The following is a 24,610-nucleotide window of genomic DNA, read 5'->3' on the forward strand; positions in this document are numbered from 1 at the left end:
TGACCGAGTCGGGGACCAGGGAAGGTCAGGATGTGACTTTCTTGTTATGGGGAGCGGACACCGGCGCGGGAACTCTGTGGACAGATGGGGGCATTGGTGAGCCGGAGGGGTGCCCACATGCTGAGAATTCCCAGTTCCGCTAAGGGGCTTGGGCCGTTCTTGCTACTGACACCGGCATGTGCCAGGACTTGTAGGTCTTGTGTGTGCCACCTGGATCTATGCGTTTTCCGCGCCGTTCTCACAGCGGCGTACCGGAGCAAGTGATCCCGTTTGCGTAATTCGCGCATGTTACGGAGCGTTACGATCGGGAGTGGCCGGAAGGCTCCTCCGCGGGGTGTGGGTGGAGTGACGGATGTGGCGGCCGGAGGGGGTGAGGTGCGCGCGGTGGGTTGTCGTTCCGCCCACCGGGACGGAACCGGAACGGTGCGTACCGTGGTGCGGCGCGCTGTCCGGTTCCCGACGGGGTCGCCGTGGGGGGAACGTTAGGGCGTCACGATCGGTGACACAACTGCCGTACGGGTCAAGGGTGTTGACGCGCAGATGGTGTGCAGGTAGCGGGAGAGGTCGCGGGCGTAGCGCCCGTCGAAGAGGTAACTGTGCTGCTCGGTCGCGTAGTTGTTGGTCAGCGTCGTGTCGAGGTACGGCAGATCCGGATCGAGCGGAAACCCGGAACAGCTCCGCGCGGTGAGCCGCACGACGACCCGTACGGTACCGCCCGCGGGCACGGTGAAGGGCACGGCGGGAAGGGTGCTGGTCCCGATCTCCGGGAACGCCTGGGCGAGTTGATCAACCGTCACGGAATCCCCGTGCCGGGGATCGGTGGTGACCATGAAGGCGAATACGGCCGAGGCTTTGTACGCGGCGATCGGCTCGTCGAGTCCCACGTAGTGAAGCGAGACGGTCTGAGCGGGCCACAACGGGGGGAGCGGGGGTCCGGGGGACGGGCGGGGGGCGTTGTGGCCGGGGTGAGTGGGCCAGAGGAGGAGGGTCAGGGCGGCGGTGACAGCGAGGAGTGCGGCGGCGAGTCTCCGTCTACCCCGCTGTGGGCAATCGTCCCGCAGGGCGGGACGGGTGGGCACAGCGGACCCCGTTGCCGGGTAACTGTTCCTCCGCCCCCAGCCCCGTCCCTGCTCAACGCCCTCCCGCCCGGAGGGCCTCGCGCCGACGACGTCCGACGGTTGGGCCGGCCCGGCCCACGGGCCACCGTCGGCCGAGTCCCCCGGCTCGACGGGCCCGATGCCACTCATGCCCGCAGAGTGGCACCGCCCGCCCGGGTCGTAAAGACGGCGCGGCCAGCCGTCAGCCCTTGGCGCCCTCGGCGTCCCGCAGCAGACACGTCAGCCGAGCCGAACACACCCGCTTACCGTCCTCATCGGTGATGACGATCTCGTACGTCGCCGTGGACCGCCCCCGATGCACCGGCGTCGCCACCCCCCTGACCAGCCCGCTCCGCACCCCCCGATGATGCGTGCAGTTCAGATCGACACCCACCGCGATCTTCGAGATGCCCCCGTGCAGCATCGCCCCCACGGACCCGAGCGTCTCCGCGAGCACCGCCGAGGCGCCGCCGTGCAGCAGCCCGTACGGCTGGGTGTTCCCCTCGACCGGCATCGTCCCGACGACCCGTTCGGCCGAGGCCTCCAGGACCTCCACGCCCATCCGGGTGCCGAGGTGACCCGCGGAGAACAGCGCGGGAAGGTCGATCCCCAGCGCCGCGTACTCGTCGATGACCTCCTGCGGGAACTTCACCTTGCTCTGCTCACCCATGGGCGGGACTCCGATCGTGGTCCGGTTCCTTCTGGCCGTGTCTGAGCGAACGCTTAGACCGTCGCCGATTGTTCCAGACGTACGATCACGGACTTGCTGGCAGGGGTGTTGCTGGTGTCCGCCGTGGAGTCCAGCGGCACCAGGACGTTCGTCTCCGGGTAGTACGCCGCCGCGCAGCCCCGTGTGGTCGGGTAGTGCACGACCCGGAACCCGGGCGCCCGCCGCTCCACGCCGTCCTTCCACTCGCTGACCAGGTCCACATACGCCCCGTCCGCGAAGCCCAGCTCGCGCGCGTCCTCGGCGTTGACGAGCACGACCCGGCGGCCGCCCTTGATGCCCCGGTAGCGGTCGTCGAGACCGTAGATCGTGGTGTTGTACTGGTCGTGCGAGCGCAGGGTCTGCAGCAGCAGCCGGCCCTCGGGCACCGTCGGGTACTCCACGGGCGCGGCCGTGAAATTGGCCTTGCCGGTCTTCGTGGGGAAGCGGCGCTCGTCGCGCGGCGCGTGCGGCAGCCGGAAACCGCCGGGCCTGGCCACGCGCGCGTTGAAGTCCTCGAACCCGGGGACCACGCGCGCGATGCGGTCGCGGATCGTCGCGTAGTCCTTCTCGAACTCCTCCCAGTCCACCGTGGAGTCGGCGCCGAGCGTGGCGCGCGCGAGGCGGGCGACGATGGCGGGCTCGGAGAGCAGATGCGGGCTCGCGGGCTTCAGGTTGCCGCGCGAGGAGTGCACGAGCCCCATCGAGTCCTCGACGGTCACGAACTGCTTGCCGCTCTTCTGGACGTCCTTGTCGGTGCGGCCGAGCGTCGGCAGGATCAGCGCGCGCCGGCCGGTCACCGCGTGCGACCGGTTGAGCTTGGTGGAGACATGGACGGTGAGCGAGGCCCGGCGCATCGCGGCCTCCGTGACCTCGGTGTCGGGTGTGGCCCCCACGAAGTTGCCGCCCATCGCGAAGAAGACCTTCGCCTTGCCGTCGCGCAGCGCCTCGATGGAGCGCACCACGTCGTAGCCGTGGTGCCTGGGCGGGGCGAAGCCGAACTCCTTCTCCAGGGCGTCGAGGAACGCGGGAGCGGGCCGCTCGAAGATGCCCATCGTGCGGTCGCCCTGGACGTTGGAGTGGCCGCGCACCGGGCACACGCCCGCGCCGGTGCGGCCGATGTTGCCGCGCAGCAGAAGGAAGTTGACCACTTCCCGGATCGTCGCCACCGCGTGCTTGTGCTGGGTCAGGCCCATCGCCCAGCACACGATGGTCCGCTTGGAGGCGAGCGCCATGGACAGCGCCTGCTCGATCTCCGCGCGCGTGAGGCCCGTCGCGGCCAGCGTCTCGTCCCAGTCGGCGGCCCGGGCGGCGGCCGCGAACTCCTCGTATCCATGGGTGTGTTCGCGGACGAACAGCTCGTCCACGGCGCCTTCCGTCTCCACGATCAGCTTGTTGAGGAGACGGAACAGGGCCTGGTCGCCGCCGATGCGGATCTGGAGGAACAGGTCGTTGAGCGCCTGGCCGCCGAGCGCGAGGCCCTTGGCGGTCTGCGGGTTCTTGAAGCGCTCCATGCCCGCCTCGGGCAGCGGGTTCACCGAGATGATCTTCGCGCCCGCCCGCTTGGCCTCTTCCAGGGCCGAGAGCATCCGGGGGTGGTTCGTGCCCGGGTTCTGCCCGGCGACGATGATCAGGTCGGCCTGATGCATGTCCTCCAGGGAGACGCTGCCCTTGCCGATGCCGATCGTCTCCGTGAGCGCCGAACCCGACGACTCATGGCACATGTTGGAGCAGTCCGGCAGGTTGTTGGTGCCGAACTCGCGCGCGAAGAGCTGGAGCAGGAACGCGGCCTCGTTGCTGGTGCGGCCCGAGGTGTAGAAGAGCGCCTCGTCGGGCGATTCCAGTGCTTTGAGCTCGGCCGCGATGATCTCGAAGGCCCGCTCCCAGGTCACCGCCTCGTACCGGTCGGCGCCCTCCGGCAGATACATGGGCTGGGTGATCCGGCCCTGCTGGCCCAGCCAGTACCCACTGCGACCGGCGAGGTCGGAGAGCGGGTGCGCGGCGAAGAAGTCGAGGGTGACGCGGCGCAGCGTCGCCTCCTCGGCGACCGCCTTCGCCCCGTTCTCGCAGAATTCCGCGATGTGGCGTTTGTCGCCCTCCGGCCAGGCGCAGCCCGGACAGTCGAAGCCGTCCTTCTGGTTGACCTTGAGCAGGGTCCGCGTCGCCCGGACCGCACCCATCTGCTGCTGGGCCACCAGCGCCGTGTACCCGATGGCGGGCAGCCCGGCCGCGGCGTGCTTGGGCGGCGCGACCTGCGGCGCGTCCTGAACCGGGTCCCCTGCGGGCGGCTTGGTGGCCATGGCGCTCCCCTTCGAGCGACGTGTGCGATCCGTACGTTTCCGATCCTGTCACGGACCACTGACAACCGTCCCGGCGCGGTCCCGGGAGCGCACTGGCGGGGATTGTCAGTGGGGCGTGGCAGGATCGGGGACGTGGCTGAGACAGCATCGAAGAAGACCCCAGACAACCGACCGCGCCTGCTCCTCATGGACGGGCACTCCCTGGCGTACCGGGCGTTCTTCGCGCTGCCCGCGGAGAACTTCACCACCGCGTCCGGTCAGCCGACCAACGCCGTGTACGGCTTCGCGTCGATGCTGGCGAACACGCTGCGTGACGAGGCGCCCACGCACTTCGCGGTCGCGTTCGACGTGTCCCGCAAGACGTGGCGCTCCGAGGAGTTCCCGGAGTACAAGGCCAACCGCTCCAAGACCCCCGACGAGTTCAGGGGCCAGGTCGAGCTGATCGGCGAGATGCTCGACACGATGAACGTCGACCGGTTCGCGGTCGACGGCTTCGAGGCCGACGACATCATCGCGACCCTGGCCACCCAGGCCGAGGCGGCCGGCTTCGAGGTCCTGATCGTCACCGGCGACCGCGACTCCTTCCAGCTGGTCTCCGAGCACGTGACCGTGCTGTACCCGACCAAGGGCGTCTCCGAGCTGACCCGCTTCACCCCGGAGAAGGTCGAGGAGAAGTACGGCCTGACCCCGCAGCAGTACCCGGACTTCGCGGCGCTGCGCGGCGACCCGTCCGACAACCTGCCGGGCATCCCCGGCGTCGGCGAGAAGACCGCCGCGAAGTGGATCAACCAGTTCGGCTCCTTCGCCGAGCTGGTCGAGCGCGCGGACGAGGTCAAGGGCAAGGCCGGGCAGAACTTCCGGGACCACCTGGAGTCGGTGAGCCTGAATCGCCGCCTCACCGAGATGGTGCGCGACGTGGAGCTGCCCAAGGGTCCGGCCGACCTGGAGCGCGCCCCGTACGACCGGTCGGCGATGACCGGCTTCTTCGACGTGCTGGAGATCCGCAACGCGTCCCTGCGCGAGCGGCTGCTCGCCGTCGACCCGGGCGCGGGCGAGGAGGAGGCCCCGGCCCCCGCCGCGGGCGTGGAGCTCGACGGCGCGGTCCTGGGCGCGGGCGAGCTCGCCCCGTGGCTGGCCGAGCAAGGCTCCGGGCCGCTGGGCCTGGCGTCGGTCGACACCTGGGCGCTGGGCACCGGCAGCGTCACCGAGATCGCGCTGGCCGCCGCCGACGGCCCCGCCGCCTGGTTCGACCCGGCCGCGCTCGACGAGGCCGACGAGCGCGCCTTCGCCGCCTGGATCGCGGACGCCGCGAAGCCCAAGGTCCTGCACAACGCGAAGGCCGCGATGCGGGTCTTCCCGGAGCACGGCTGGAGCGTCGCGGGCGTCACCATGGACACGGCGCTCGCCGCGTACCTGGTCAAGCCCGGCCGCCGCTCCTTCGCCCTGGACGCGCTGTCCGTCGAGTACCTGGGCCGCGAGCTCGCCCCCGCGGGCGCCGCCGACGGACAGCTCGCCTTCGGCGCGGACGACCAGGCCGAGGCCGAGGCCCTGATGACGCAGGCGCGCGCGGTCCTCGACCTCGGCGACGCGTTCACTCAGCGGCTCGGCGAAGTGGGCGCGACCGAGCTGCTCCACGAAGTGGAGCTCCCCACCTCGATCCTGCTCGCCAAGATGGAGCGGTACGGCATCGCGGCCGACCGCGCCCATCTGGAGGCGATGGAGCAGCAGTTCGCGGGCGCGGTGCAGCAGGCCGTGAAGGAGGCGCACGCCTCGGTCGGCCATGAGTTCAACCTGGGCTCGCCCAAGCAGCTCCAGGAAGTCCTCTTCGGCGAGCTGGCCCTGCCCAAGACGAAGAAGACGAAGACCGGCTACACGACGGACGCGGACGCGCTGGCGTGGCTGGCCGCCCAGACCGAGCACGAGCTGCCGGTCATCATGCTGCGCCACCGCGAGCAGGCGAAGCTGCGGGTCACCGTCGAGGGCCTGATCAAGACGGTCGCTGCGGACGGGCGCATCCACACCACCTTCAACCAGACGGTCGCGGCGACCGGCCGCCTGTCCTCGACCGACCCCAACCTCCAGAACATTCCCGTACGTACGGACGAGGGCCGGGCCATCCGTCGCGGCTTCGTGGTCGGCGAGGGCTTCGAGTCGCTGCTGACCGCCGACTACAGCCAGATCGAGCTCCGCGTGATGGCCCACCTCTCCGAGGACGAGGGCCTGATCGAGGCCTTCGCCTCCGGCGAGGACCTGCACACGACGGTCGCGTCCCAGGTCTTCGGCGTCGACAAGACCCATGTCGACCCGGAGATGCGCCGCAAGATCAAGGCGATGTCGTACGGACTGGCCTACGGGCTCTCGGCGTTCGGCCTCTCCCAGCAGCTGAACATCGAGGCGGCCGAGGCGCGCGGCCTGATGGACACGTTCTTCGAGCGCTTCGGCGGCGTACGGGACTACCTCCAGCGCGTGGTCGAGGAAGCCAGGGCCACCGGCTACACGGAGACGATGCTGGGCCGTCGCCGCTATCTGCCGGACCTCAACAGCGACAACCGCCAGCGGCGCGAGATGGCCGAGCGGATGGCCCTCAACGCCCCGATCCAGGGCACGGCGGCGGACATCGTCAAGGTCGCCATGCTGAAGGTGGACAGCGCCCTGACCGAGGCGGGTCTGAACTCCCGCATGCTGCTCCAGGTCCACGACGAAATCGTCCTGGAGATCGCGCCGGGGGAGCGCAAGAAGGTCGAGGCCCTGGTCCGCCGGGAGATGGCCTCGGCGGTCGAACTCCGCGCCCCGCTGGACGTGTCGGTGGGCGCGGGCGGGGACTGGGAGTCCGCCGCACACTGACACGCTGGCCCGGGACACCGGGCCCGAACCGACTGCCCGCCGGGTGCCGCACCCGGCGGGCAGATTCATGTGTCATGTCGACCTGTCATGTGGGTGCGTCATGTGGCCTGTCAGGCCGGGCAGCCCCGACGGTACGGCGGGGCACCGATTGCGCCATACCTGGGCAACCCCAGGGTGACGAAGCGGTGAAAAGGTGAATAAGGCTCAGGAGGCAGTGTCGCGACACCCCGTGGGTGCCGTAGGGTCTCCTGAGTCCTAGCGCTGGGGAGCGCGAACTGCTGACCACGGGGAGGGGCTCGAAGTTATGGCACCGCAGATTGGCCGACGACTGCGCAGGGGAGCGACCACGACCGCGGTGGCCGCGGCGGCGGTGGCAGCGCTCTCCGCCTCCCAGGGACCGGGCGTCCTCACCAACGGACCCGCGGGCGACCAGGCGGCGTCGGGCACCCCGACGCCCCAGCCCAACGCCCCGGCCAGCGGTAACTCGCCGTACTACACGGACCTTCCGCCCCTCGTCTCCCCGAACCCGCCGGGCGCCCCGACCACCACCTCGCCCATCACCGGCGCCGACTCGCAGGGCATACCCGCGACCGTCCTCGACGCCTACAAGAAGGCCGAGGCGGCGCTCGCCCGCGACAAGGCGTCCTGCCACCTTCCCTGGCAGATACTCGCGGCCATCGGCAAGGTCGAGTCGGGCCAGGCGAACGGCGGCCGCGTCGACGCCAACGGCACCACGCTCACCCCGATCCTCGGCCCGGTCCTCAACGGCGTCGGTTTCGAGAACATCCCCGACACCGACGGCGGCCTCTACGACGGCGACAAGGTCCATGACCGCGCGGTCGGCCCCATGCAGTTCATCCCCTCCACGTGGGCGACCGCAGGCCGCGACGGCAACGGCGACGGGGTCAAGGACCCCAACAACATCTACGACGCCTCCCTCGCGGCCGGTTACTACCTCTGCGGCAGCACCCGCGACCTCGCGCTCCAGAGCGACCTGGACCAGGCGGTGCTCAGCTACAACCACTCGCAGGAATACCTGAGCACCGTCCTTTCGTGGTTCGACTACTACAAGCGCGGCACGCACGAGATCCCGAACGGCACGGGCACCCTGCCGGGCAGCCGCAGCGACACCCCGAGCCGCCGCCCCTCCGGCACCGGCCCGACCCCGTCGGCGACGCCGAAGCCGAATCCGACGCCGAAGCCCACCCCGTCGAAGCCCGGCCCGAAGCCGACGCCCACGGAGCCCTCGAAGCCCACTCCGAGCGACCCCGGCACGCCCAAGCCGCTGCCGTCGAAGCAGGCGAGCACGTTCGAGGACGCGGGCACCGCGCCGCTGTCCGCCACCGCAGGCTCGCAGTTCGCCGGACAGGCCAAGGTCCGCGTCAAGGACCAGTTCGGCCTGCCGATGGCCAAGACGGTCGTCCGGTTCCAGGTCATCGGCGCCACCGACGCCAAGTTCGCGGGCGGCGCCACACAGGTCACCGTCACCACCGGCAGCGACGGCCGGGCCACCGCCCCCGCCCTGCAAGCGGGCGAGCAGGCCGGTACCTTCACAGTCCGGGCCACCGTGGTCGGCACCTCGCTGCCCGAGATCAAGTGGACCGCGACCGTCAACGCCCGCCAGGCGGACGCCCTGGCGCGCACCGACACCAAGGACCTGAAGGCCGCCCCTGGCACCGAGTTCGCCAACTACGTGGAGGTCAAGGCCACGTACAAGGGAGCCGTCGTCCCCGGCATCGCGGTGGCCGCCGCGATGATCGTGACCCCGGAGCCCACCGCCCCCGGCGCCACAGCCGCCGACCCCAAGGTCAACGACAAGGGCCCCTACTTCAAGGACGACAAGGGCAACCCGATCCGGACCCTCAAGGACCTGAAGACCGACGCCAACGGCGTGCTGAAGCTCCCCAAGATCTACGCGGACGGTCAGACCGGGACCTTCGTGCTCCGGCTCACCACCCCGGGCGGCGCCACCCTCGACGTCAAGCTCACGGTGGCCTGACTGCCCTCACCACGCGGAACCCGCCGCGTCTCTTCCAGGACCGCCCCCGCTGCCCCGCCCGGCAGCGGGGGCGGTCCTGCGTGTTCTCATCTCACCTCCGCGTTGCTACCGTGCCCCAATCCTGACGACCCATCAGTTCTCCGGGAGGCCGAGCATGCGCGCCCTCATCGCCGCGGCCATCGGGCTCGCCGCCGCCCTCGCCATCGTCCTGACCGTCTCGGCGATCGGCGGGCCCGAGGGCACCACCTCGCCCAACCCGCTGCTCACCACCGTCCCCAGCGCACCCGGGGCGATCACGCCCGGGAAGTAGAGGAGAGCCGGCCGCATGCGACGCAAAGCCAGCCTGATCCTGCTCGCCCTCGCCGTCTTCTTCGCGGCGCTCTCCCCGCTGCTGCGCTGGTACGCCTTCCCCCGGCTCGCCAAGATCCCGCCGAGCCAGTACCAGGAGACGGTGCTTGAGGCGAAGAACGCCACCCTCATCGACTACCAGCACTTCACCTCCGTCACGGTGCCCAAGGTGACCATCGTGCAGACCCTCAAGGGCAACGTCGCGGAGTCCCGGAAGATCGAGAAGACCGCCGGCAAGGACGTCGTCGTCTGGGACGCCCTGTCCTATGTCGTGGACGACAAGGGTCAGTTCGTCTCCAAGATCCCCGAGCGCTACATCTTCGACGCCCACAGTCAGGCCCCGGTCCACGCCACCGGCGAGATGGTCGACGGCGACCCGGTCAGGCGCGACGGCATCGAGTTCAAGTGGCCGTTCCTGACCGAGAAACGGGACTACGAGTACTTCGACGCCCAGACCCGCACCACCGCCCCCATCCACTACAAGGGCACCACCACGTTCCACGGCCTCAAGGTCTACTACTTCGAGCAGACCATCCCCTGGACCCAGGTCCCCTTCCCCAGGGCCATGCCCCTCGGTGTCACCCCCGACGTGGCCAAGCAGACCGGCATGACCCGGTGGTACAGCACCAAGCGGATGTTCTGGGTCGACCCGGTGACCGGCGGCCCGGTCAACGGCGAGGAGATCCACCAGGAGGAACTCCACAACGCCACGGCCCTGTTCGGCAAGGACAAGATCACCGTGTTCTCCGGGCATGTGAAGATGCGCGAGGACTACGTCGACCACACCGTTGCTCTGATCAAGAAAAACCGCACCCTGGTCCTGCTGCTCACCTCCTACCTCCCCTGGGGTTTCCTCGGACTCGGTACGGCACTGCTCGCCCTCTCCCTCTGGCTGGAGGCCCGCAGCCGCCGCCCGGCCGCCCCGGCCCCGGCGAGCGACACGGAGCCGACCCCGGTCGGCGTATGACCGGGACGTCCGGCGACCGGGACGGACAGCGACCCGAGCGTCAGATACCAGTGCGGTCGGCGACTGGAGCGGTCACCGTTTGAGGCGGGCGTTGGTGTGCCGGGTCGGCTCGGCCTTCGAAGGGTCCTCCGGCCAGGGGTGCTTGGGGTAGCGCCCGCGCAGCTCGGCCCGGACCGCGCGGTACCCCTCCCGCCAGAAGTTCGCCAGGTCGGCGGTGACGGCGGCCGGTCGGCCCGCCGGGGAGAGCAGATGTATGAGCACCGGCACCCCGGAGACCTCCGGCGTCCCCTCAAACCCGAACATCTCCTGGAGCTTCACCGCGAGCACGGGCTGAGCACCGCCGTACTCCACCCTGATCCGCGACCCACTGGGCACCTCTATGCGTTCCGGCGCCAGCTCGTCGAGCCGCGCCGCCTCCCCGCTCGCCCACGGCAGCAGCCGCGCCAGCGCCTGCCCGGCGTCCAGCCGCCCCAGATCCGTCCTGCGCCGGGCCCGAGACAGCTCGGGCTCCAGCCACTCCCCGGCCCGCGCGAGCAGCGCGGCGTCCGAGACGTCCGGCCACGGCTCGCCCAGGGTCCGGTGCAGGAACGCCAGCCGCTCCCGCAGGCCCTCGGCCTCCCGCGACCAGCGCAGCAGCCCGACGCCCTCCGCTTCGAGCCCGTCCAGCAGCGCCTGCCGCACCAGAGCGGGATCGGGCTCCTTCAACGGCCGTATCGCCAGCTCCACCGCGCCCAGCCGCTCCACCTGCCGGGCGACCACGTCACCGTCCTCCCAGTGCACCTCCTCGCCCTCGGTCCGCAGCGGCCCAGCCGCCAGACGTGCGATGTCCTCGTCGACCACCGCGGCGAGCCGCACCCGCGCCGACGCGGCCCGCACCGGCCGGTCCGCGACGGCCACGGCCAGCCACCCCGCGCTCCGCAGCCCCGAACCCGGGGGCAGCTCGGCACGAGTGCCGGACACCATCAGATAGGCACCCTCACCCCGGGCCCGCGCAACCCGCTCAGGAAACGCGAGCGCGGTGATGAGCCCGGCCACGGCGTCATCGGACCCGGGACCGCTGGCATGCGATCCGGGACCACTGGCACCCGAGCCGGGACGCCTCGCACTCGACCCCGGACCAGTGCCATCTGCGCCGGGAGCACCGGCATCCGAACCGGGCCCACCCGCATCCGATGCCGTACCACCCGTCGGCCCGGAAAGCGCCGACGTCAGCCGCCGCACCTCCTGACGCCAGCGCGCCGCGTATCCGTCCCCGCCCCGGCGGGCCGTGCGCCACGCCGCCGCCAGGTCGTCCCCGTACTCCCTCGGCGGTTCCTCGCTCAGCAGGGCCACCACCTCGGCGGCACGCCGGGCGCCCACCTCGGCGGCACCGTCGAGGAGCGCCCTGGCCAGTCGGGGGTGCACCCCGAGCCGTGCCATCCGCACGCCCCGGTCGGTGGCCCGGCCGGCCTCGTCCACCGCGCCGATCGCGGTCAGTACGGAACGGGCCGCCGCCATCGCCCCGGCGGGCGGAGTGTCGAGCAGGGCCAGGCCCTGCGCGGTCGGATCGCCCCAGCACGCGGCCCGGAGCGCGAAGGACGTCAGGTCCGCGATCTTGATCTCCGGGGACGGGAAGCGCGGCCGCCGCACGTCGTCGGCCGGGGCCCAGCAGCGGTACACGGTGCCGAACGCCTCGCGGCCGGCCCGGCCCAGGCGCTGGGTCGCCCCCGCGTCCGATACCGACACGGTCGCCAGCGAGCCGAGCCCCCGGGCGTGGTCGACGCGCGGCTCGCGCGCCAGCCCTGAGTCGACCACGATCCGGACCCCGGGCACGGTCAGACTCGACTCCGCCACCGAGGTCGCCAGGACTACCCGACGGCGCCCTTCGCCGCCCCGCAGCACTGCGTCCTGGACCGCTGCCGGAGCTCTTCCGTGCAGTTGCAGGACTTCCGCGTCCACCCCGTCCAGCATTCCGGCCGTCCGGGCGATCTCTCCGGTCCCGGGCAGGAAGCAGAGGACATCCCCGTCGTGCGCCTCCAGGGCGAGCCGGACCGTTGCCGCCACATGGCGCAGCAGCTGCGGGTCCACCCAGGTGCCGTGCGCGGGACGGATCCCGGCGGGCGGTGGGGCGTAGTAGAACGCCGACCCGTGGCCCTGGCCCGTGCTGCGCACCACCGGGGCCGGACCCGTGCCGTCCAGCACGGTCAGCAGCTGCGACCAGGAGTCCGCGTCACTGGTCGCGGACGCCGCGATCAGCTGGAGCTCAGGGCGCAGGGTGGCCCGTACATCCACGAGGAACGCGATCGCGGTGTCCGCGTCGAGATGGCGCTCATGGCATTCGTCGAGCAACACCACGTCCACACCCGCGAGTTCGGGATCGCGTTGCAGTCGCTGGAGCAGGACACCGGTGGTCACCACCTCGACGAGGGTGCCGGGGCCGGTGCGCCGTTCGCCGCGCACCGAGAAGCCGACCGCGTCCCCGACCTCCTGGCCGAGCAGCCATGCCATCCGGCGCGCCGCCGCCCGTACGGCCATCCGCCGGGGCTCGGCCACCAGCACCCGCCGACGCGGCCCTATCCCGGTCAGCCCGGCCAGCACCAGTGGTACCAGCGTGGTCTTGCCGGTGCCCGGGGGCGCGGACAGGACCGCCGTGCCGCGCTCGTCGAGTGCGCTCAGCAACTCGGGCACGGCATGGCGTACGGGAAGACGCTCGATCACGTCGGTTCGGATCACGTCCACAGTCTCGTACGTCCCGGCCCGGGCCCGTTTCCGGTTGTCCACAGACCCGCCGGTTTGTATGACTAATGGTTCGACCTGGCCAGACCCCGGGCGGAGCGACGGCGCTCTGAACTGGGTCGGGGTCGAGGTGACGTTCTAAACCGGGTCGGGGCGACCGCGCGCCCCGACCTTCAGTCCCGCTCGCACACGAAGATCGCCGTGCCCGGGATCAGATTGCCCCGCAGCGGGGACCAGCCGCCCCACTCCTGTGTGTTCCACGCCGGCCACTCGGGCTCGACCAGGTCGAGCAGCCGGAAGCCCCCGGCCACCACGTCGCGGACCCGGTCGCCCAGCGTCCGGTGGTGCTCCACGTACACCGCGTGGCCCGTCTCGTCCTGCTCCACGTACGGCGTGCGGTCGAAGTAGGAGGCAGCCACGCTCAGGCCCTCCGGGCCCGGCTCGTCCGGGAACGCCCAGCGGATGGGGTGGGTGACGCTGAAGACCCAGCGCCCGCCCGGCCGCAGCACCCGCCGCACCTCCCGGAAGACCCGCACCGGGTCGGCCACGAACGGGACCGCGCCGTAGGCGGAGCAGGCGAGGTCGAAGGATCCGTCGGCGAAGGGCAGCGCCCCCGCGTCCGCCTCGATCAGCGGAACAGCTCCGCCGTCGATGCGCAGGGCGTGCTGGAGCTGGCGGTGCGAGAGGTCCAGGGCGACCGCGCGGGCGCCCTGGGCGGCCAGCCAGCGTGCGCACTGGGCCGCTCCGGCGCCGATCTCCAGGACGTCCAGTCCCTTGAGGGACTCCACAGGGCCCAGCAGCGCGGCCTCCGCCTCGTCCAGCCCCTCCGGGCCCCAGACGAACCGGTCGTCCCCCAGGAACGCTCCGTGATCGGTCTGGTACTCGTCGGCGTTCCGGTCCCACCAGCCACGGCTCGCGCGGCTGCTCTCCGCGTCCCCGGCGTCACGCCGGGTCGCCTCGGGCTCGTATTCGGCCTCGTGCTCTTGGATCATCGTGCCCGTCGTTGTAGTTTGCGCAGAGCGTGAACGCGGATGGTCCATCGCGTTCTGCAGGGGCCTGCTTGGGCCTACGTGGCCTCGGAGAACCTTAGTTGTGCCGGGAATGCGGGGATCCGCCCCGGGTGTGCGCCTTCGCGCATTGACCCTGTCCGGCTGCCCCCGTATGCTACAAGTTGCGCTGCGAGCCTGCGCACCTCAGACGTAGCAGGCGCGCTCCCACTGTTGTATGTCCCCTCGGTTTCGAGGCGCCCCCGGTTCGCCGGGTCGGGCGTTTCCTAGGCTGTCCGGCTTCTGCAGAGGCGATACGGGCTTTCGGCGTAGCAGTACCTACGACTTCATGTCCGTACCGGAGCCCTTTCCCACATGACGAGCAGCACCGAGACCACCGCCACCACCCCGCAGGTTGCGGTCAACGACATCGGTAACGAGGAAGCCTTCCTCGCCGCGATCGACGAGACGATCAAGTACTTCAACGACGGCGACATCGTCGACGGCGTCATCGTGAAGGTCGACCGGGACGAGGTCCTGCTCGACATCGGTTACAAGACCGAAGGTGTCATCCCGAGCCGCGAGCTCTCGATCAAGCACGACGTCGACCCGAACGAGGTCGTCAAGGTCGGCGACGAGATCGAGGCCCTGGTTCTCCAGAAGGAGGACAAGGAAGGCCGCCTGATCCTCTCGAAGAAGCGCGCTCAGTACGAGCGTGCCTGGGGCACCATCGAGAAGATCAAGGAAGAGGACGGCATCGTCACCGGTACCGTCATCGAGGTCGTCAAGGGTGGTCTCATCCTCGACATCGGCCTCCGTGGCTTCCTGCCGGCCTCCCTCGTCGAGATGCGCCGCGTCCGCGACCTCCAGCCCTACGTGGGCAAGGAGCTCGAGGCGAAGATCATCGAGCTGGACAAGAACCGCAACAACGTGGTCCTGTCCCGCCGCGCCTGGCTGGAGCAGACCCAGTCCGAGGTTCGCCAGACGTTCCTCACCACCCTCCAGAAGGGTCAGGTCCGCTCCGGCGTCGTTTCCTCGATCGTCAACTTCGGTGCCTTCGTGGACCTGGGTGGCGTCGACGGTCTCGTCCACGTCTCCGAGCTCTCCTGGAAGCACATCGACCACCCGTCCGAGGTTGTCGAGGTCGGCCAGGAAGTCACCGTCGAGGTCCTCGACGTCGACATGGACCGCGAGCGTGTCTCCCTGTCGCTGAAGGCGACGCAGGAGGACCCGTGGCAGCAGTTCGCCCGTACGCACCAGATCGGTCAGGTCGTCCCGGGTAAGGTCACGAAGCTCGTTCCGTTCGGTGCGTTCGTGCGCGTCGACGAGGGCATCGAGGGTCTGGTCCACATCTCCGAGCTGGCCGAGCGCCACGTGGAGATCCCGGAGCAGGTCGTCCAGGTCAACGACGAGATCTTCGTCAAGGTCATCGACATCGACCTTGAGCGTCGCCGGATCTCGCTGTCGCTGAAGCAGGCCAACGAGTCCTTCGGTGCCGACCCGGCGTCGGTCGAGTTCGACCCGACCCTGTACGGCATGGCCGCGTCCTACGACGACCAGGGCAACTACATCTACCCCGAGGGCTTCGACCCCGAGACCAACGACTGGCTCGAGGGCTACGAGACCCAGCGCGAGGCGTGGGAGGGCCAGTACGCCGAGGCGCAGCAGCGCTTCGAGCAGCACCAGGCCCAGGTCATCAAGTCCCGCGAGGCCGACGAGGCCGCCGCTGCCGAGGGCGCTGCCGCCCCGGCCGCCGGTGGCAACGCCGGTGCCGGCATCTCGGGTGGTTCGTACTCCTCGGAGTCGGACGACAACTCCGGCGCCCTGGCGTCGGACGAGGCCCTGGCTGCCCTGCGCGAGAAGCTGGCGGGCGGCCAGAGCTGACGCTCTGACCCCAGCTGGTAGATAGCCGAATGTAAGGCCCGCTCCCCTATGGGGAGCGGGCCTTACATCGTTGTGGGGTGCGGGTACTCCACGAGGTCGGCGCGTGAGCACGCCAAGGTCTGGGCCACGCCCGGGATACCGCGATGCGGAGTCCGTCCGGCCGTCATGAGAACGGCATGTGAAACGGGCGCGCGCGGGAATGCCGTTGCCCCAGGGGGCGTTCTTCTCTACGAACACGAGGAGGAGCGGTAATCGTGCTTGATCCGCAGAGTTTGTACGAATGGGAGCCGAAGGGCCTCGCAGTCGTCGACATGGCGCTCGCGCAGGAGTCGGCAGGCCTGGTCATGCTGTACCACTTCGACGGATACATCGACGCGGGTGAGACCGGCGAGCAGATCGTCGGGAAGCTGCTGGACACCCTGCCCCACCAGGTGGTGGCCCGCTTCGACCACGACAGACTTGTCGACTACCGCGCCCGCCGCCCGCTGCTCACGTTCAAGCGGGACCGCTGGACGGACTTCGAGACGCCCGCGATCGAGGTGCGCCTGGTCCAGGACGCCACGGGCGCGCCGTTCCTGCTGATGTCGGGCCCGGAGCCGGACGTCGAGTGGGAGCGCTTCGCGGTCGCCGTACGGCAGATCGTCGAGCGTCTCGGCGTACGCCTTTCGGTCAACTTCCACGGCATCCCCATGGGCGTTCCGCACACCCGCCCGGTCGGCATCACCCCGCACGGCAACCGCACGGATCTGATGCCGGGTCACCGCTCGCCCTTCGACGAGGCCCAAGTACCCGGCAGCGCCGAGTCGTTGATCGAGTACCGGCTGATGGAGGCCGGCCACGACGTCCTGGGTGTCGCCACGCACGTGCCGCACTATGTGGCGCGCTCGGCCTACCCGGACGCGGCGCTGACCGCCCTGGAGGCGATCACGGCGGCGACGGGCCTGGTGCTGCCGAGCGTCGCCCACAGTCTGCGGACCGAGGCGCAGCGCACCCAGACCGAGATCGAGCGCCAGATCGGCGAGGGCGACGAGGAACTGGTCACCCTGGTGCAGGGTCTTGAGCACCAGTACGACGCGATCGCGGGCGCCGAGACCCGGGGCAACCTGGTCGCCGAACCGGCGGATCTGCCGTCGGCGGACGAGCTGGGCCGGGAGTTCGAGCGGTTCCTCGCGGAGCGTGAAGGAGACCTGTGACCGACGGCATGAGCGGTATCCCCTAGGCTGCCGCTCATGCTGAAGGTGGGCCTGACCGGCGGAATCGGTGCCGGTAAGAGCGAAGTGTCACGGTTGCTCGTCTCGTACGGAGCCGTGCTGATCGACGCCGACAAGATCGCGCGCGAGGTGGTCGCGCCCGGAACCCCGGGGCTCGCGGCCGTGATCGAGGCGTTCGGCGCGGGAATCCTGACGCCACAAGGCGCTCTGGACCGCCCGGCGCTGGGTGCCATCGTCTTCGCCGACCCCGAGAAGCTGGCGGTCCTGAACGGGATCGTCCACCCCCTGGTGGGCGCCCGCTCGGCGGAGCTTGAGGCGGCCGCGGGCGCCGACTCGGTGGTGATCCACGATGTCCCGCTGCTGACGGAGAACGGTCTGGCCCCTCTGTACGACCTGGTGGTCGTCGTCGACGCCGCCCCCGCCACCCAGCTCGACCGGCTGACCCGGCTGCGCGGCATGACGAAGTCCGAGGCCGAGGCCCGTATGGCGGCCCAGGCGACCCGTGAGCGGCGCCTCGCGGTGGCGGATCTGGTCATCGACAACGACGGTCCGCTGGAAGCGCTGGAACCCCAGGTCAGGAAGGTGTGGGGCGAGCTCGTGGAGCGCGCGGCCCAGCAATAGCGCCCGATGGGGCGGCGGATGGCCGCGAATGACCGTTGCCGTATGCATCGTGCAAAAACCGCACCCCGGTCCGTTCCCGCGAGGAATACGATCGCGATGTGCTCTTCGTATTGGCGGGTTTCACGGCCTTCGGCGGCCTGGTGGCGTTACTGGCCGGTGCCTACGGGCTGCGGGAGACCCGGCGCCTCATGGAGGCGGGCGGGCTCGCCTGGGCGCTGGTCAAGCCCGCGCCGCCCGGCTCCGGACGCCCGCTCCTGCAGTACGAGACGGTCGACGGCCGAGTCCTCGAACTGCCGTCCCCGGTCCCGCCGTCCCGCCGCGAGCCGCTCACGCCCGGCGGCCGCGTCCGGCTCTCCTACGACCCCGCCGACCCGCGCGAAGTGATTCTGCTCGGCCGGGAACGCACGGGCCTGGACCGTTCGTTCATAGCGGCAGGAGCCGCCGTACTGGCCGTGGGGCTGGTTCTGGCGGCGGCGGCCCTGTAGCGGCGCGGGCGGACTCGATGGCGGGCGGTGCGCATATGGAATAACCCAACTGGGCAGTGCGTTGTCAACGCGCAGCAAGGGAAAGGACTCGACCGTGGCCGAGAGCACCCCGGAAACGCACGTCATCGACTTCCGCACGGCGGAGCACCTGCTCGCGGCCAAGGACCCGCGCGGCGCGGTGAAGCTCCTCGACTCGGTCATCGCGGCCCACCCCGAGAACACCGCGGCCCGGCTGCTGCGTGCCCGTGCCTTTTTCGCCGCGGCCCAACTGCGTTCGGCTGAGCTGGAGTTCCAGCTCGTCCTGGAGCGTGAACCCGACAACGCGTTCGCCCACTTCGCTCTGGCCCGCACCTACGAGCGCACAGCCCGGCCCGACCAGGCCCTGCGCCACTTCCGCCTGGCCGCGGCCCTGGAGCCCAAGCCGGAGTACCTGGAGGCGGCCCGCTTCGACACGGCGGGTGACGCGTAGCCGGGTGGCGGCGATCCTGACGAGGCTCGCCAGGCCGGAGACCGGCCCTAGCGCCGCCGGGGTGGCTCGTACGGTGGGATGTCCGGGCCGGGCTGGTAGTGGGGGCCCTGGTGGATGTGGTGGATGATCATGCAGAGGTCGGTCGTGATCACCGCGGCCAGGACCGCGCAGGCCGCCATCCAGCCGGGGCGGTGCTCCACGGCGAAGCCCGCCGTGCCCGCGAGGGCCCAGATCAGCCCCCATACGCTCAGCCAGAACCGCATCCGCAGCGGACTGCGCGCAGTCGTGGGTTCACTCCCCGTGCGCATGGCCATCGCCTCTTCTAGGTGGATTTTACCCACCGAGTGGCCGGATCCATCCGTCATGCGTGGTGCGGGCGCCCGGCAACCCGCTTCTTCGCGCCACGGCGCCGCATAGGGTGACGCGCATGGTGGACGTGGACGCGCTGTTGCCGGTGGGGGACGAGCTGCCCGAGACGCTGCTCGACCTGGCCGTACCGCACGAGGACATCAACGAACTGACCGCGCTGGCGCGGCGGGTGGAGTACGACCCGGAGTTGCGGGCGTTCGTGGAGCGGTCCGTACGGGAGCTGGTGTCCGACATCGGTGTCGTGGTCGGCTCCCGTGAACTACCCCCTGTCCCGGAGGGGTTGGGTGATGCGGGGCGGCTCCTCCCCGTAGTGGTGCTCCTCGCGGCGTTGCCCTTCACGCGCGCGTACCACCGTGAACGGGGCGTGCCCCCAGACGTCACCCGCCGCACCCTCACCGACCTCGGGCGCCATATGGCCGTGCACCGGCGGCGGTACGGAAATGCCGGGCTGGTCAAGCCGCACTGGCTTTCGCTGCACTTCCGCGGCGAGGTCTACCAGTTAGGCCGGTTGCAGTTCCAGCGCGCCCGGCTCCGGAACCAGACGGGCGAGGCGCTGAGTGCGGCGGGGCTGCCTCTGGGGGAGGGCGATCCCTGTCTGAGCATCCATGTGCCGGACTACCGTGGCCCGTTGACGTCACAGGCGTGCGATGCCTCGCTCGCGCTGGCCAGGGAGTTCTTCGCACGCCACTATCCGGACGAGCCCTACCGGGTCGCTGTCTGCGACTCCTGGCTGCTGGATGCGCAGCTGGAGAAGTACCTGCCGGAGGACTCCAACATCCTGTGCTTTCAGCGCCGGTTCCGGACCTCGTTCCAGGATATGGAGGCCTACGACCGGCTACCGGTCGGCTTCGTCTTCGGCGATCCGGACCTGGCGGTCGAGACCCTGCTCCAGCGCACGCCCCTGGAGCGCGCTGTGGCGGGCCATCTGCTCGCGGGCGGGCACTGGTACTGCGGACACGGCTGGTTCGAGCTGTGACGGCCCTGCGCGCCCCTACTCCTGAGCCCGCCAGGGCCGTCCTGGCGGCCCGTCAGTGGACGAAGGCGTAACTGCGCCACGGCAGGGTGTTGGGCGCGATGTTGTCGGCGAGACGGCTCGGGATGTACTTCATCTCGTCGCCGCTGCAGTCCGGCGTCCGGTAGACGCGCACATCGGCCAGCGTGTTGTTGAGCACGGCCGTCGCACCGGCCGGAGCCATGCGGTGGCAGCCCTTGACGGGCGGGCTGCTGATCTTGACGATACGTTCCGCCGCCGTCGAGTACGAGAACGTGCCGACCGCCGTACGGTCGAGGCTTGAGCAGGCCGCGCCGGCGAGCGTGAGCAGTGCCGCACCGGCGGCGAGCCCCAGCCGCCTGCGCGTGGCGGCGGAACGCGCCGACGCGGACAGGGACGACACGGGCTGGGGAACAGGCACGGACATGAGCGGTCCTCGTCTGTACGGCAGTGCTGCGGCGGTCAGTACCGCAACTCTTACCGCTGGACGCCCACCGGGCATCCGGTGCGCGGCCGGCCGGGCGACATGACCCACATGATGAGCCCCCACATCGGGGTATCCGCTTGTGTGGTGCGCACATATCCCCCAGGAGTGCACCGCCTGCCTAGCGTCTACCGCGCAGTCGGATCAGCCTAGGCGAGGGGGCACGGACGTGCGAAGCAGACACAGTGCGGGGTGGCGGGCTGTGCTGGCCGTGACGGCAGCACTCGGGGCACTGGTGACCGGCGGAGGCGGCGCCACCGCCGCGAGCAACACCGTCACGAGCGCCACTGCGCCGTCGTACCTCGCTCTGGAGGGCACCTACGGAGCCGGCACCGTCACCAACGGCTGGGAGAAGGTCGAGCGCTACCGCGACACCACCCCCGGCTTCCAGGCGACGGCTGCCGAGGGCTACCCGCCGGACGGGCGTGGAAACCAGGACGGCGTTCGCGTCACCTATTTCGGTGGCGTCGCCCGCCCCACCTCGGACCGCTTCCTGCTCTACTCGGCGCCCGGCTGGAACACTGGTGCAAAGGCCACCCCGGTCCTCCTGGTGCACGGCGCCAACGACACCGCCGACCGCGCATGGGCCAACCCCGGCGAAGCGGGCGGCTACGGCTGCGGCGCGCTGTCGTGCCCCTCGACCGGCCTGATGCAGTACCTCTCGGCCCGGGGTCACCGCGTCTTCGCCATCGGCTTCGCCCACAAGCAGGGCGACAACCTGATGCAGGCGCAGGCCGTCGGCGACGCCGTCGCGCTCATCAAGGCGAAGCTCGGCGTGCCCCAGGTGGACCTGGTCGGCTGGAGCAAGGGCGAGATGTCCACGCGCGCCTACGTCTCGTCACTGAAGCCTGCCTGGGGTCGTGCGTACGCCGGTGACGTACGGAAACTGATCACGCTCGGCGGCCCCAACGGCGGCTTCGACTATCCGTACGCCCACGGCTGGGCCCATGACTTCTCCATCTGGCCGGAGTGCGGCGGCAAGATCAACGCGCCCTCGCCGCACTCCCGGATGACCTGCTACGGGACGTACACGGCGCATCCCGAGTTCTCCATGACGCCCTCCGGCGGCTATGACGACTACCCCGGCCAGCGGCAGATGCTGGCCCGCTGGGACGGCGTGTACGGCGTCGACCAGACGGCGCAGGACTGGTACACGACGTACCACGGAGGCCAGGGCTTCTACACGGCGGGCGACGGCATCCAGGCGGCCATCGACGCGGGCTCGCTGGTCGGCCCGCTCCAGCGGGCCGGAACCCCCGCCTCCGTCACGACCTACCTGCTGGCGGGCGGCTCGCCGGATGTGATCGGCATCTTCAACGAGAACCGCGGCCCCAGCGACGGAGTCGTCTTCGTCTCCAGCGCGCTCGACACCACCGGTATCGCCACGGTCGGCGCCACGGCCACCGTGGCCGGTGCCAACCACCTCGAACTGGGCTGGAACAGCGCGTCGGAGGCGCAAGTCGCTTCCTGGCTCGCCTGATCGCACCGACCCCCTCCCCGAGCCCGAGGACGGCCCGTATGACCACGCTCACCGCACGCCGGGTGCCCACCGCCCGCCTCACCCAGCACATCCTGGAGGACGCTTCCAGGGATGCGGGCGAACCGGTCGTCTTCGTGCACGGAAACGTTTCGTCGTCCGTCTTCTGGCAGGACGCCCTGCTCGCCCTGCCCGAGCGCTACCGGCCGATCGCCGTCGATCTGCGCGGCTTCGGCGGCACCGACCCGCTGCCGGTCGACGCGACCCGTGGACTGCGCGACTACGCCGACGACTTGGCGGTGCTCCTCGACGCGCTTCATATGGAGCGAACACATCTCGTCGGCTGGTCCATGGGGGCTGGTGTGGTGCTGCAACACATGAGGGACCAGCCGGCTGCCGTCCGTTCGCTGACCCTGGTCAACCCCGTGTCCCCGTACGGCTTCGGCGGCACCCAAGGTGTGGACGGGCGGCTCAACTCGCCGGACGGGGCCGGTTCCGGCGGCGGTACCGCCAGCCCCGACTTCGTCCGGCTGCTGGCCGAGGGCGACCGGGGCGAGGAGTCCCCGCTCTCGCCCCGCGCCGTCCTCGCCTCGTACTACGTGAAGCCGCCGCTGCGGCCCGAACGCGAGGACGAGTACGTCGAGTCGATGCTCAGCACGCGCGTCGGGGACGACCACTACCCGGGCGACAGCCGCCCCTCGCGCGCGTGGCCCGGCATCGCACCCGGCACGCGCGGGGTCCTCAACTGCCTTGCTCCCACCCACTTCCGCGTCGACGACCTGCACACAGCGGTCGCCGCGCTCCTGGTCAAGCCGCCGGTGACCTGGGTGCGCGGCGAGGACGACATGATCGTCTCCGACACGTCGCTCTTCGACCTCGCCCACCTCGGCGCGATCGGCGCGGTGCCCGGCTGGGACGGCACCCCGGCGCAGCCGATGGTTGGCCAGACACGGCATGTTCTCGGCCTTTACGCGCGCGTGGGCGGCAGGGTACGAGAGGTGACAGTGCCCGGAGCCGGGCACGCGGTGCACGTCGAACGTCCCGAGGAGTTCGGCGAGGCCCTGCTGGAGACGCTGGCCGAAGGAGTCTGAGACGCGGATGGAATCGATGGGCACGCGCGTGTGCACGACCCGCCAGGGGATGGTCCGAGGACGCACCGGGAGCGACGGGGTGACGTCCTTCCTCGGCATCCCGTACGCGGCACCGCCGTTCGGCCCACGGCGCTTCCTCGAACCGGCCCCGGCAGCTCCCTGGGACGGTGTACGCGACGCTTTCGGCCACGGTCCGTCCGCGCCCAGGGCCCCGTACGCACCGCCCATGTACAGTCTGATCCCCGACGCCGACAGCGGTCAGGGCGAGGACTGTCTGAACCTCAGCGTCCGCACCCCGCACCCGGGGCCGGGCGGCGGTCTTCCGGTGCTGGTCTGGCTGCACGGCGGGGCGTTCTCCAACGGCTCGGGCTCGGTGTCCGTGTACGACGGGACGTCCTTCGCGCGCGATGGCGTCGTCTTCGTGAGCCTCAACTACCGCCTTGGCACGGACGGTTTCCTGCGACTCCCGGGCAGGCCGGACAACCGGGGACTGCTCGACCAGATCGCCGCCCTGGAGTGGGTCCGCGACAACATCGAGGCCTTCGGCGGCGACCCGGACCGCGTCACGGTGTTCGGCGAGTCGGCGGGCGCGATGAGCATCGGCACGCTCCTCGCGATGCCACGCGCGCGTGGGCTGTTCCGCCGGGCGATCCTGCAGAGCGGCGCTGCCCACCACTTCCTGCCGCCGGACACGGCCGACCTGATCACCGCACGGCTCGCGGCGAAGCTGGGCATCGAGGCCACGGGGACGGCGCTCACGGACGCGTTCGCCCGGGTCCCCTTCGCGGACCTGCTGCCGGCCCAGGCGGGGCTGCGGGCCGAGATGGGCGCCCACCCCGACCCCGCGCTGTGGGGCGAGGCGATCCTCAACATGATGCCGTTCGAGCCGGTCCTTGACGCGCTGCCGCTGCCGTCCCCGGACTGCGGGGTGGAGCTGCTGGTCGGCAGCAACCGTGAGGAGTACCGCCTCTTCCTGGTCCCCACCGAGCGCCTGCACCTGCTGCCCGAGGAGAAGCTGCGCCGCACGACGGCGGAGTACGGGCTCGACCCCGACAAGGCCCTGCCCGTCTACGCCGAGAGCCGTCCCGGCGCCGCCCCCGGCGAGCTCTTCGACGCGGTCGCGACCGACTGGTTCTACCGGATCCCGGCGATCCGCGCCGCCGAGTCCGTCCCCGGCTCGCACATGTACGAGTTCGCCTGGCGCTCGCCGTCGTACGGGGGCCTGCTCGGTGCCTGCCACAGCGCGGAGATCGCCTTCGTCTTCGACAACCTGCGCGACCCCGCGAACGCCCCGATGCTCGGCGACAGCCCGCCACAGGCCGTCGCGGACGCCATGCACGCGGCGTGGGTGGCCTTCGCCGCGACGGGAGACCCGGGCTGGGACGTGTACGACCCGGAGACCCGCACGACGATGGTCTTCGGCGCCTCGCCCGACACTCCCACCGAGCTGGTGCGGGACCCGCGCGCGGCGGAACGTGCCTTGTGGGAGGGGGTGCGCTGAGGCGCCGATGCCCGATTGTCAGACCCCGCCCGTAAGGTCGTAGGTCAGTCGCGGATCGTCCGTTG

20 protein-coding genes are annotated in these 24,610 nt (G+C 70.7%); 13 read left to right on the forward strand and 7 right to left on the reverse strand.

Annotation, left to right across the window (positions count from 1 at the left end; all coding sequences use genetic code 11):
- Positions 1-482 precede the first annotated feature (482 nt).
- The 3 genes from ACT1U9_RS23825 to ACT1U9_RS23835 all read right to left on the reverse strand — a co-directional run bounded on the left by ACT1U9_RS23825 (position 483) and on the right by ACT1U9_RS23835 (position 4,103).
- On the reverse strand, positions 483-884 hold the full coding sequence (locus ACT1U9_RS23825; protein WP_444534701.1) for a hypothetical protein: 402 nt from the start codon (positions 882-884) through the stop codon (positions 483-485).
- 415 nt (positions 885-1,299) lie between these two features.
- Positions 1,300-1,767 (reverse strand): hotdog fold thioesterase, encoded by a 468-nt coding sequence (locus ACT1U9_RS23830; RefSeq protein WP_444534702.1) that lies wholly within the window; start codon positions 1,765-1,767, stop codon positions 1,300-1,302.
- A 53-nt stretch (positions 1,768-1,820) separates the two neighbouring features.
- The gene (locus ACT1U9_RS23835; protein ID WP_444534703.1) at positions 1,821-4,103 is read right to left on the reverse strand and encodes an FdhF/YdeP family oxidoreductase; all 2,283 of its coding nucleotides are present in this window, start codon (positions 4,101-4,103) and stop codon (positions 1,821-1,823) included.
- 132 nt (positions 4,104-4,235) lie between these two features.
- On the opposite strand from ACT1U9_RS23835, the gene polA reads away from it, so the two are divergent.
- The 4 genes from polA (at position 4,236) to ACT1U9_RS23855 (ending at position 10,261) form a co-directional block, all read left to right on the forward strand.
- The gene (polA, locus tag ACT1U9_RS23840; protein WP_444534704.1) at positions 4,236-6,947 is read left to right on the forward strand and encodes a DNA polymerase I; all 2,712 of its coding nucleotides are present in this window, start codon (positions 4,236-4,238) and stop codon (positions 6,945-6,947) included.
- A gap of 304 nt (positions 6,948-7,251) precedes the next feature.
- The gene (locus ACT1U9_RS23845; RefSeq protein ID WP_444534705.1) at positions 7,252-8,946 is read left to right on the forward strand and encodes a lytic transglycosylase; all 1,695 of its coding nucleotides are present in this window, start codon (positions 7,252-7,254) and stop codon (positions 8,944-8,946) included.
- A 154-nt stretch (positions 8,947-9,100) separates the two neighbouring features.
- Positions 9,101-9,256: an SPW_0924 family protein gene (locus ACT1U9_RS23850; protein WP_188274225.1), complete on the forward strand. Its 156-nt coding sequence runs from the start codon at positions 9,101-9,103 to the stop codon at positions 9,254-9,256.
- Positions 9,257-9,271: 15 nt separating this feature from the next.
- Positions 9,272-10,261, forward strand: a complete 990-nt coding sequence (locus ACT1U9_RS23855; protein WP_444534706.1) for a DUF3068 domain-containing protein — start codon at positions 9,272-9,274, stop codon at positions 10,259-10,261.
- A gap of 72 nt (positions 10,262-10,333) precedes the next feature.
- On the opposite strand, the gene ACT1U9_RS23860 is transcribed toward ACT1U9_RS23855, so the two are convergent.
- A complete protein-coding gene (locus ACT1U9_RS23860; protein ID WP_444534707.1) occupies positions 10,334-12,973 on the reverse strand; it encodes an ATP-dependent helicase C-terminal domain-containing protein in 2,640 nt (879 codons plus the stop codon).
- A gap of 176 nt (positions 12,974-13,149) precedes the next feature.
- Positions 13,150-13,968 carry a class I SAM-dependent methyltransferase gene (locus ACT1U9_RS23865; RefSeq protein WP_444534708.1) on the reverse strand — a complete coding sequence of 273 codons (819 nt, stop codon included), beginning with the start codon at positions 13,966-13,968 and terminating at the stop codon, positions 13,150-13,152.
- A 369-nt stretch (positions 13,969-14,337) separates the two neighbouring features.
- Between ACT1U9_RS23865 and rpsA the strand changes: the two genes are divergently transcribed.
- From rpsA to ACT1U9_RS23890, 5 genes are all read left to right on the forward strand, one after another.
- Positions 14,338-15,846, forward strand: coding sequence for a 30S ribosomal protein S1 (rpsA, locus tag ACT1U9_RS23870; RefSeq protein WP_101387822.1), 1,509 nt, complete (start codon positions 14,338-14,340; stop codon positions 15,844-15,846).
- A 311-nt stretch (positions 15,847-16,157) separates the two neighbouring features.
- Complete coding sequence (locus tag ACT1U9_RS23875; protein ID WP_398998950.1) at positions 16,158-17,039, forward strand: PAC2 family protein; 882 nt, start codon at positions 16,158-16,160, stop codon at positions 17,037-17,039.
- Positions 17,040-17,075: 36 nt separating this feature from the next.
- A complete protein-coding gene (gene coaE, locus ACT1U9_RS23880) occupies positions 17,076-17,678 on the forward strand; it encodes a dephospho-CoA kinase (protein WP_444534709.1) in 603 nt (200 codons plus the stop codon).
- 98 nt (positions 17,679-17,776) lie between these two features.
- Complete coding sequence (locus ACT1U9_RS23885; RefSeq protein ID WP_444534710.1) at positions 17,777-18,163, forward strand: hypothetical protein; 387 nt, start codon at positions 17,777-17,779, stop codon at positions 18,161-18,163.
- A 94-nt stretch (positions 18,164-18,257) separates the two neighbouring features.
- Positions 18,258-18,632 (forward strand): tetratricopeptide repeat protein, encoded by a 375-nt coding sequence (locus tag ACT1U9_RS23890; protein WP_444534711.1) that lies wholly within the window; start codon positions 18,258-18,260, stop codon positions 18,630-18,632.
- 47 nt (positions 18,633-18,679) lie between these two features.
- On the opposite strand, the gene ACT1U9_RS23895 is transcribed toward ACT1U9_RS23890, so the two are convergent.
- Positions 18,680-18,940, reverse strand: coding sequence for a DUF6343 family protein (locus tag ACT1U9_RS23895; protein ID WP_188274233.1), 261 nt, complete (start codon positions 18,938-18,940; stop codon positions 18,680-18,682).
- A gap of 119 nt (positions 18,941-19,059) precedes the next feature.
- Between ACT1U9_RS23895 and ACT1U9_RS23900 the strand changes: the two genes are divergently transcribed.
- Positions 19,060-19,977: an acyltransferase domain-containing protein gene (locus tag ACT1U9_RS23900; RefSeq protein ID WP_444534712.1), complete on the forward strand. Its 918-nt coding sequence runs from the start codon at positions 19,060-19,062 to the stop codon at positions 19,975-19,977.
- Positions 19,978-20,029: 52 nt separating this feature from the next.
- Here ACT1U9_RS23900 and ACT1U9_RS23905 read toward each other — a convergent pair whose 3' ends face one another.
- On the reverse strand, positions 20,030-20,419 hold the full coding sequence (locus ACT1U9_RS23905; protein WP_444534713.1) for a hypothetical protein: 390 nt from the start codon (positions 20,417-20,419) through the stop codon (positions 20,030-20,032).
- A gap of 268 nt (positions 20,420-20,687) precedes the next feature.
- Between ACT1U9_RS23905 and ACT1U9_RS23910 the strand changes: the two genes are divergently transcribed.
- The 3 genes from ACT1U9_RS23910 to ACT1U9_RS23920 are packed head-to-tail and all read left to right on the forward strand — an operon-like array spanning position 20,688 to position 24,545.
- Positions 20,688-21,956, forward strand: a complete 1,269-nt coding sequence (locus ACT1U9_RS23910) for an esterase/lipase family protein (protein ID WP_444534714.1) — start codon at positions 20,688-20,690, stop codon at positions 21,954-21,956.
- 38 nt (positions 21,957-21,994) lie between these two features.
- On the forward strand, positions 21,995-23,044 hold the full coding sequence (locus ACT1U9_RS23915) for an alpha/beta fold hydrolase (protein ID WP_444534715.1): 1,050 nt from the start codon (positions 21,995-21,997) through the stop codon (positions 23,042-23,044).
- Positions 23,045-23,060: 16 nt separating this feature from the next.
- Positions 23,061-24,545, forward strand: a complete 1,485-nt coding sequence (locus tag ACT1U9_RS23920) for a carboxylesterase/lipase family protein (protein ID WP_444534716.1) — start codon at positions 23,061-23,063, stop codon at positions 24,543-24,545.
- Positions 24,546-24,610: the final 65 nt, after the last annotated feature.

The organism is Streptomyces sp. BR1 (assembly GCF_052373795.1).
In the GTDB taxonomy this organism is placed as follows: Bacteria; Actinomycetota; Actinomycetes; order Streptomycetales; family Streptomycetaceae; genus Streptomyces.

What these genes read in the sequence shown, in the direction of transcription:
- ACT1U9_RS23865 (WP_444534708.1), bottom strand. Translation starts at nt 13,968, where the DNA reads ATGATCCAAGAGCACGAGGCCGAATACGAGCCCGAGGCGACCCGGCGT.
- ACT1U9_RS23835 (WP_444534703.1), bottom strand. Translation starts at nt 4,103, where the DNA reads ATGGCCACCAAGCCGCCCGCAGGGGACCCGGTTCAGGACGCGCCGCAG.
- ACT1U9_RS23875 (WP_398998950.1), top strand. Translation starts at nt 16,158, where the DNA reads ATGGCGCTCGCGCAGGAGTCGGCAGGCCTGGTCATGCTGTACCACTTC.
- ACT1U9_RS23830 (WP_444534702.1), bottom strand. Translation starts at nt 1,767, where the DNA reads ATGGGTGAGCAGAGCAAGGTGAAGTTCCCGCAGGAGGTCATCGACGAG.
- rpsA (WP_101387822.1), top strand. Translation starts at nt 14,338, where the DNA reads ATGACGAGCAGCACCGAGACCACCGCCACCACCCCGCAGGTTGCGGTC.
- ACT1U9_RS23895 (WP_188274233.1), bottom strand. Translation starts at nt 18,940, where the DNA reads ATGCGCACGGGGAGTGAACCCACGACTGCGCGCAGTCCGCTGCGGATG.
- ACT1U9_RS23920 (WP_444534716.1), top strand. Translation starts at nt 23,061, where the DNA reads ATGGGCACGCGCGTGTGCACGACCCGCCAGGGGATGGTCCGAGGACGC.
- ACT1U9_RS23845 (WP_444534705.1), top strand. Translation starts at nt 7,252, where the DNA reads ATGGCACCGCAGATTGGCCGACGACTGCGCAGGGGAGCGACCACGACC.
- ACT1U9_RS23850 (WP_188274225.1), top strand. Translation starts at nt 9,101, where the DNA reads ATGCGCGCCCTCATCGCCGCGGCCATCGGGCTCGCCGCCGCCCTCGCC.
- ACT1U9_RS23915 (WP_444534715.1), top strand. Translation starts at nt 21,995, where the DNA reads ATGACCACGCTCACCGCACGCCGGGTGCCCACCGCCCGCCTCACCCAG.
- coaE (WP_444534709.1), top strand. Translation starts at nt 17,076, where the DNA reads ATGCTGAAGGTGGGCCTGACCGGCGGAATCGGTGCCGGTAAGAGCGAA.
- ACT1U9_RS23905 (WP_444534713.1), bottom strand. Translation starts at nt 20,419, where the DNA reads ATGTCCGTGCCTGTTCCCCAGCCCGTGTCGTCCCTGTCCGCGTCGGCG.
- ACT1U9_RS23855 (WP_444534706.1), top strand. Translation starts at nt 9,272, where the DNA reads ATGCGACGCAAAGCCAGCCTGATCCTGCTCGCCCTCGCCGTCTTCTTC.
- ACT1U9_RS23900 (WP_444534712.1), top strand. Translation starts at nt 19,060, where the DNA reads ATGGTGGACGTGGACGCGCTGTTGCCGGTGGGGGACGAGCTGCCCGAG.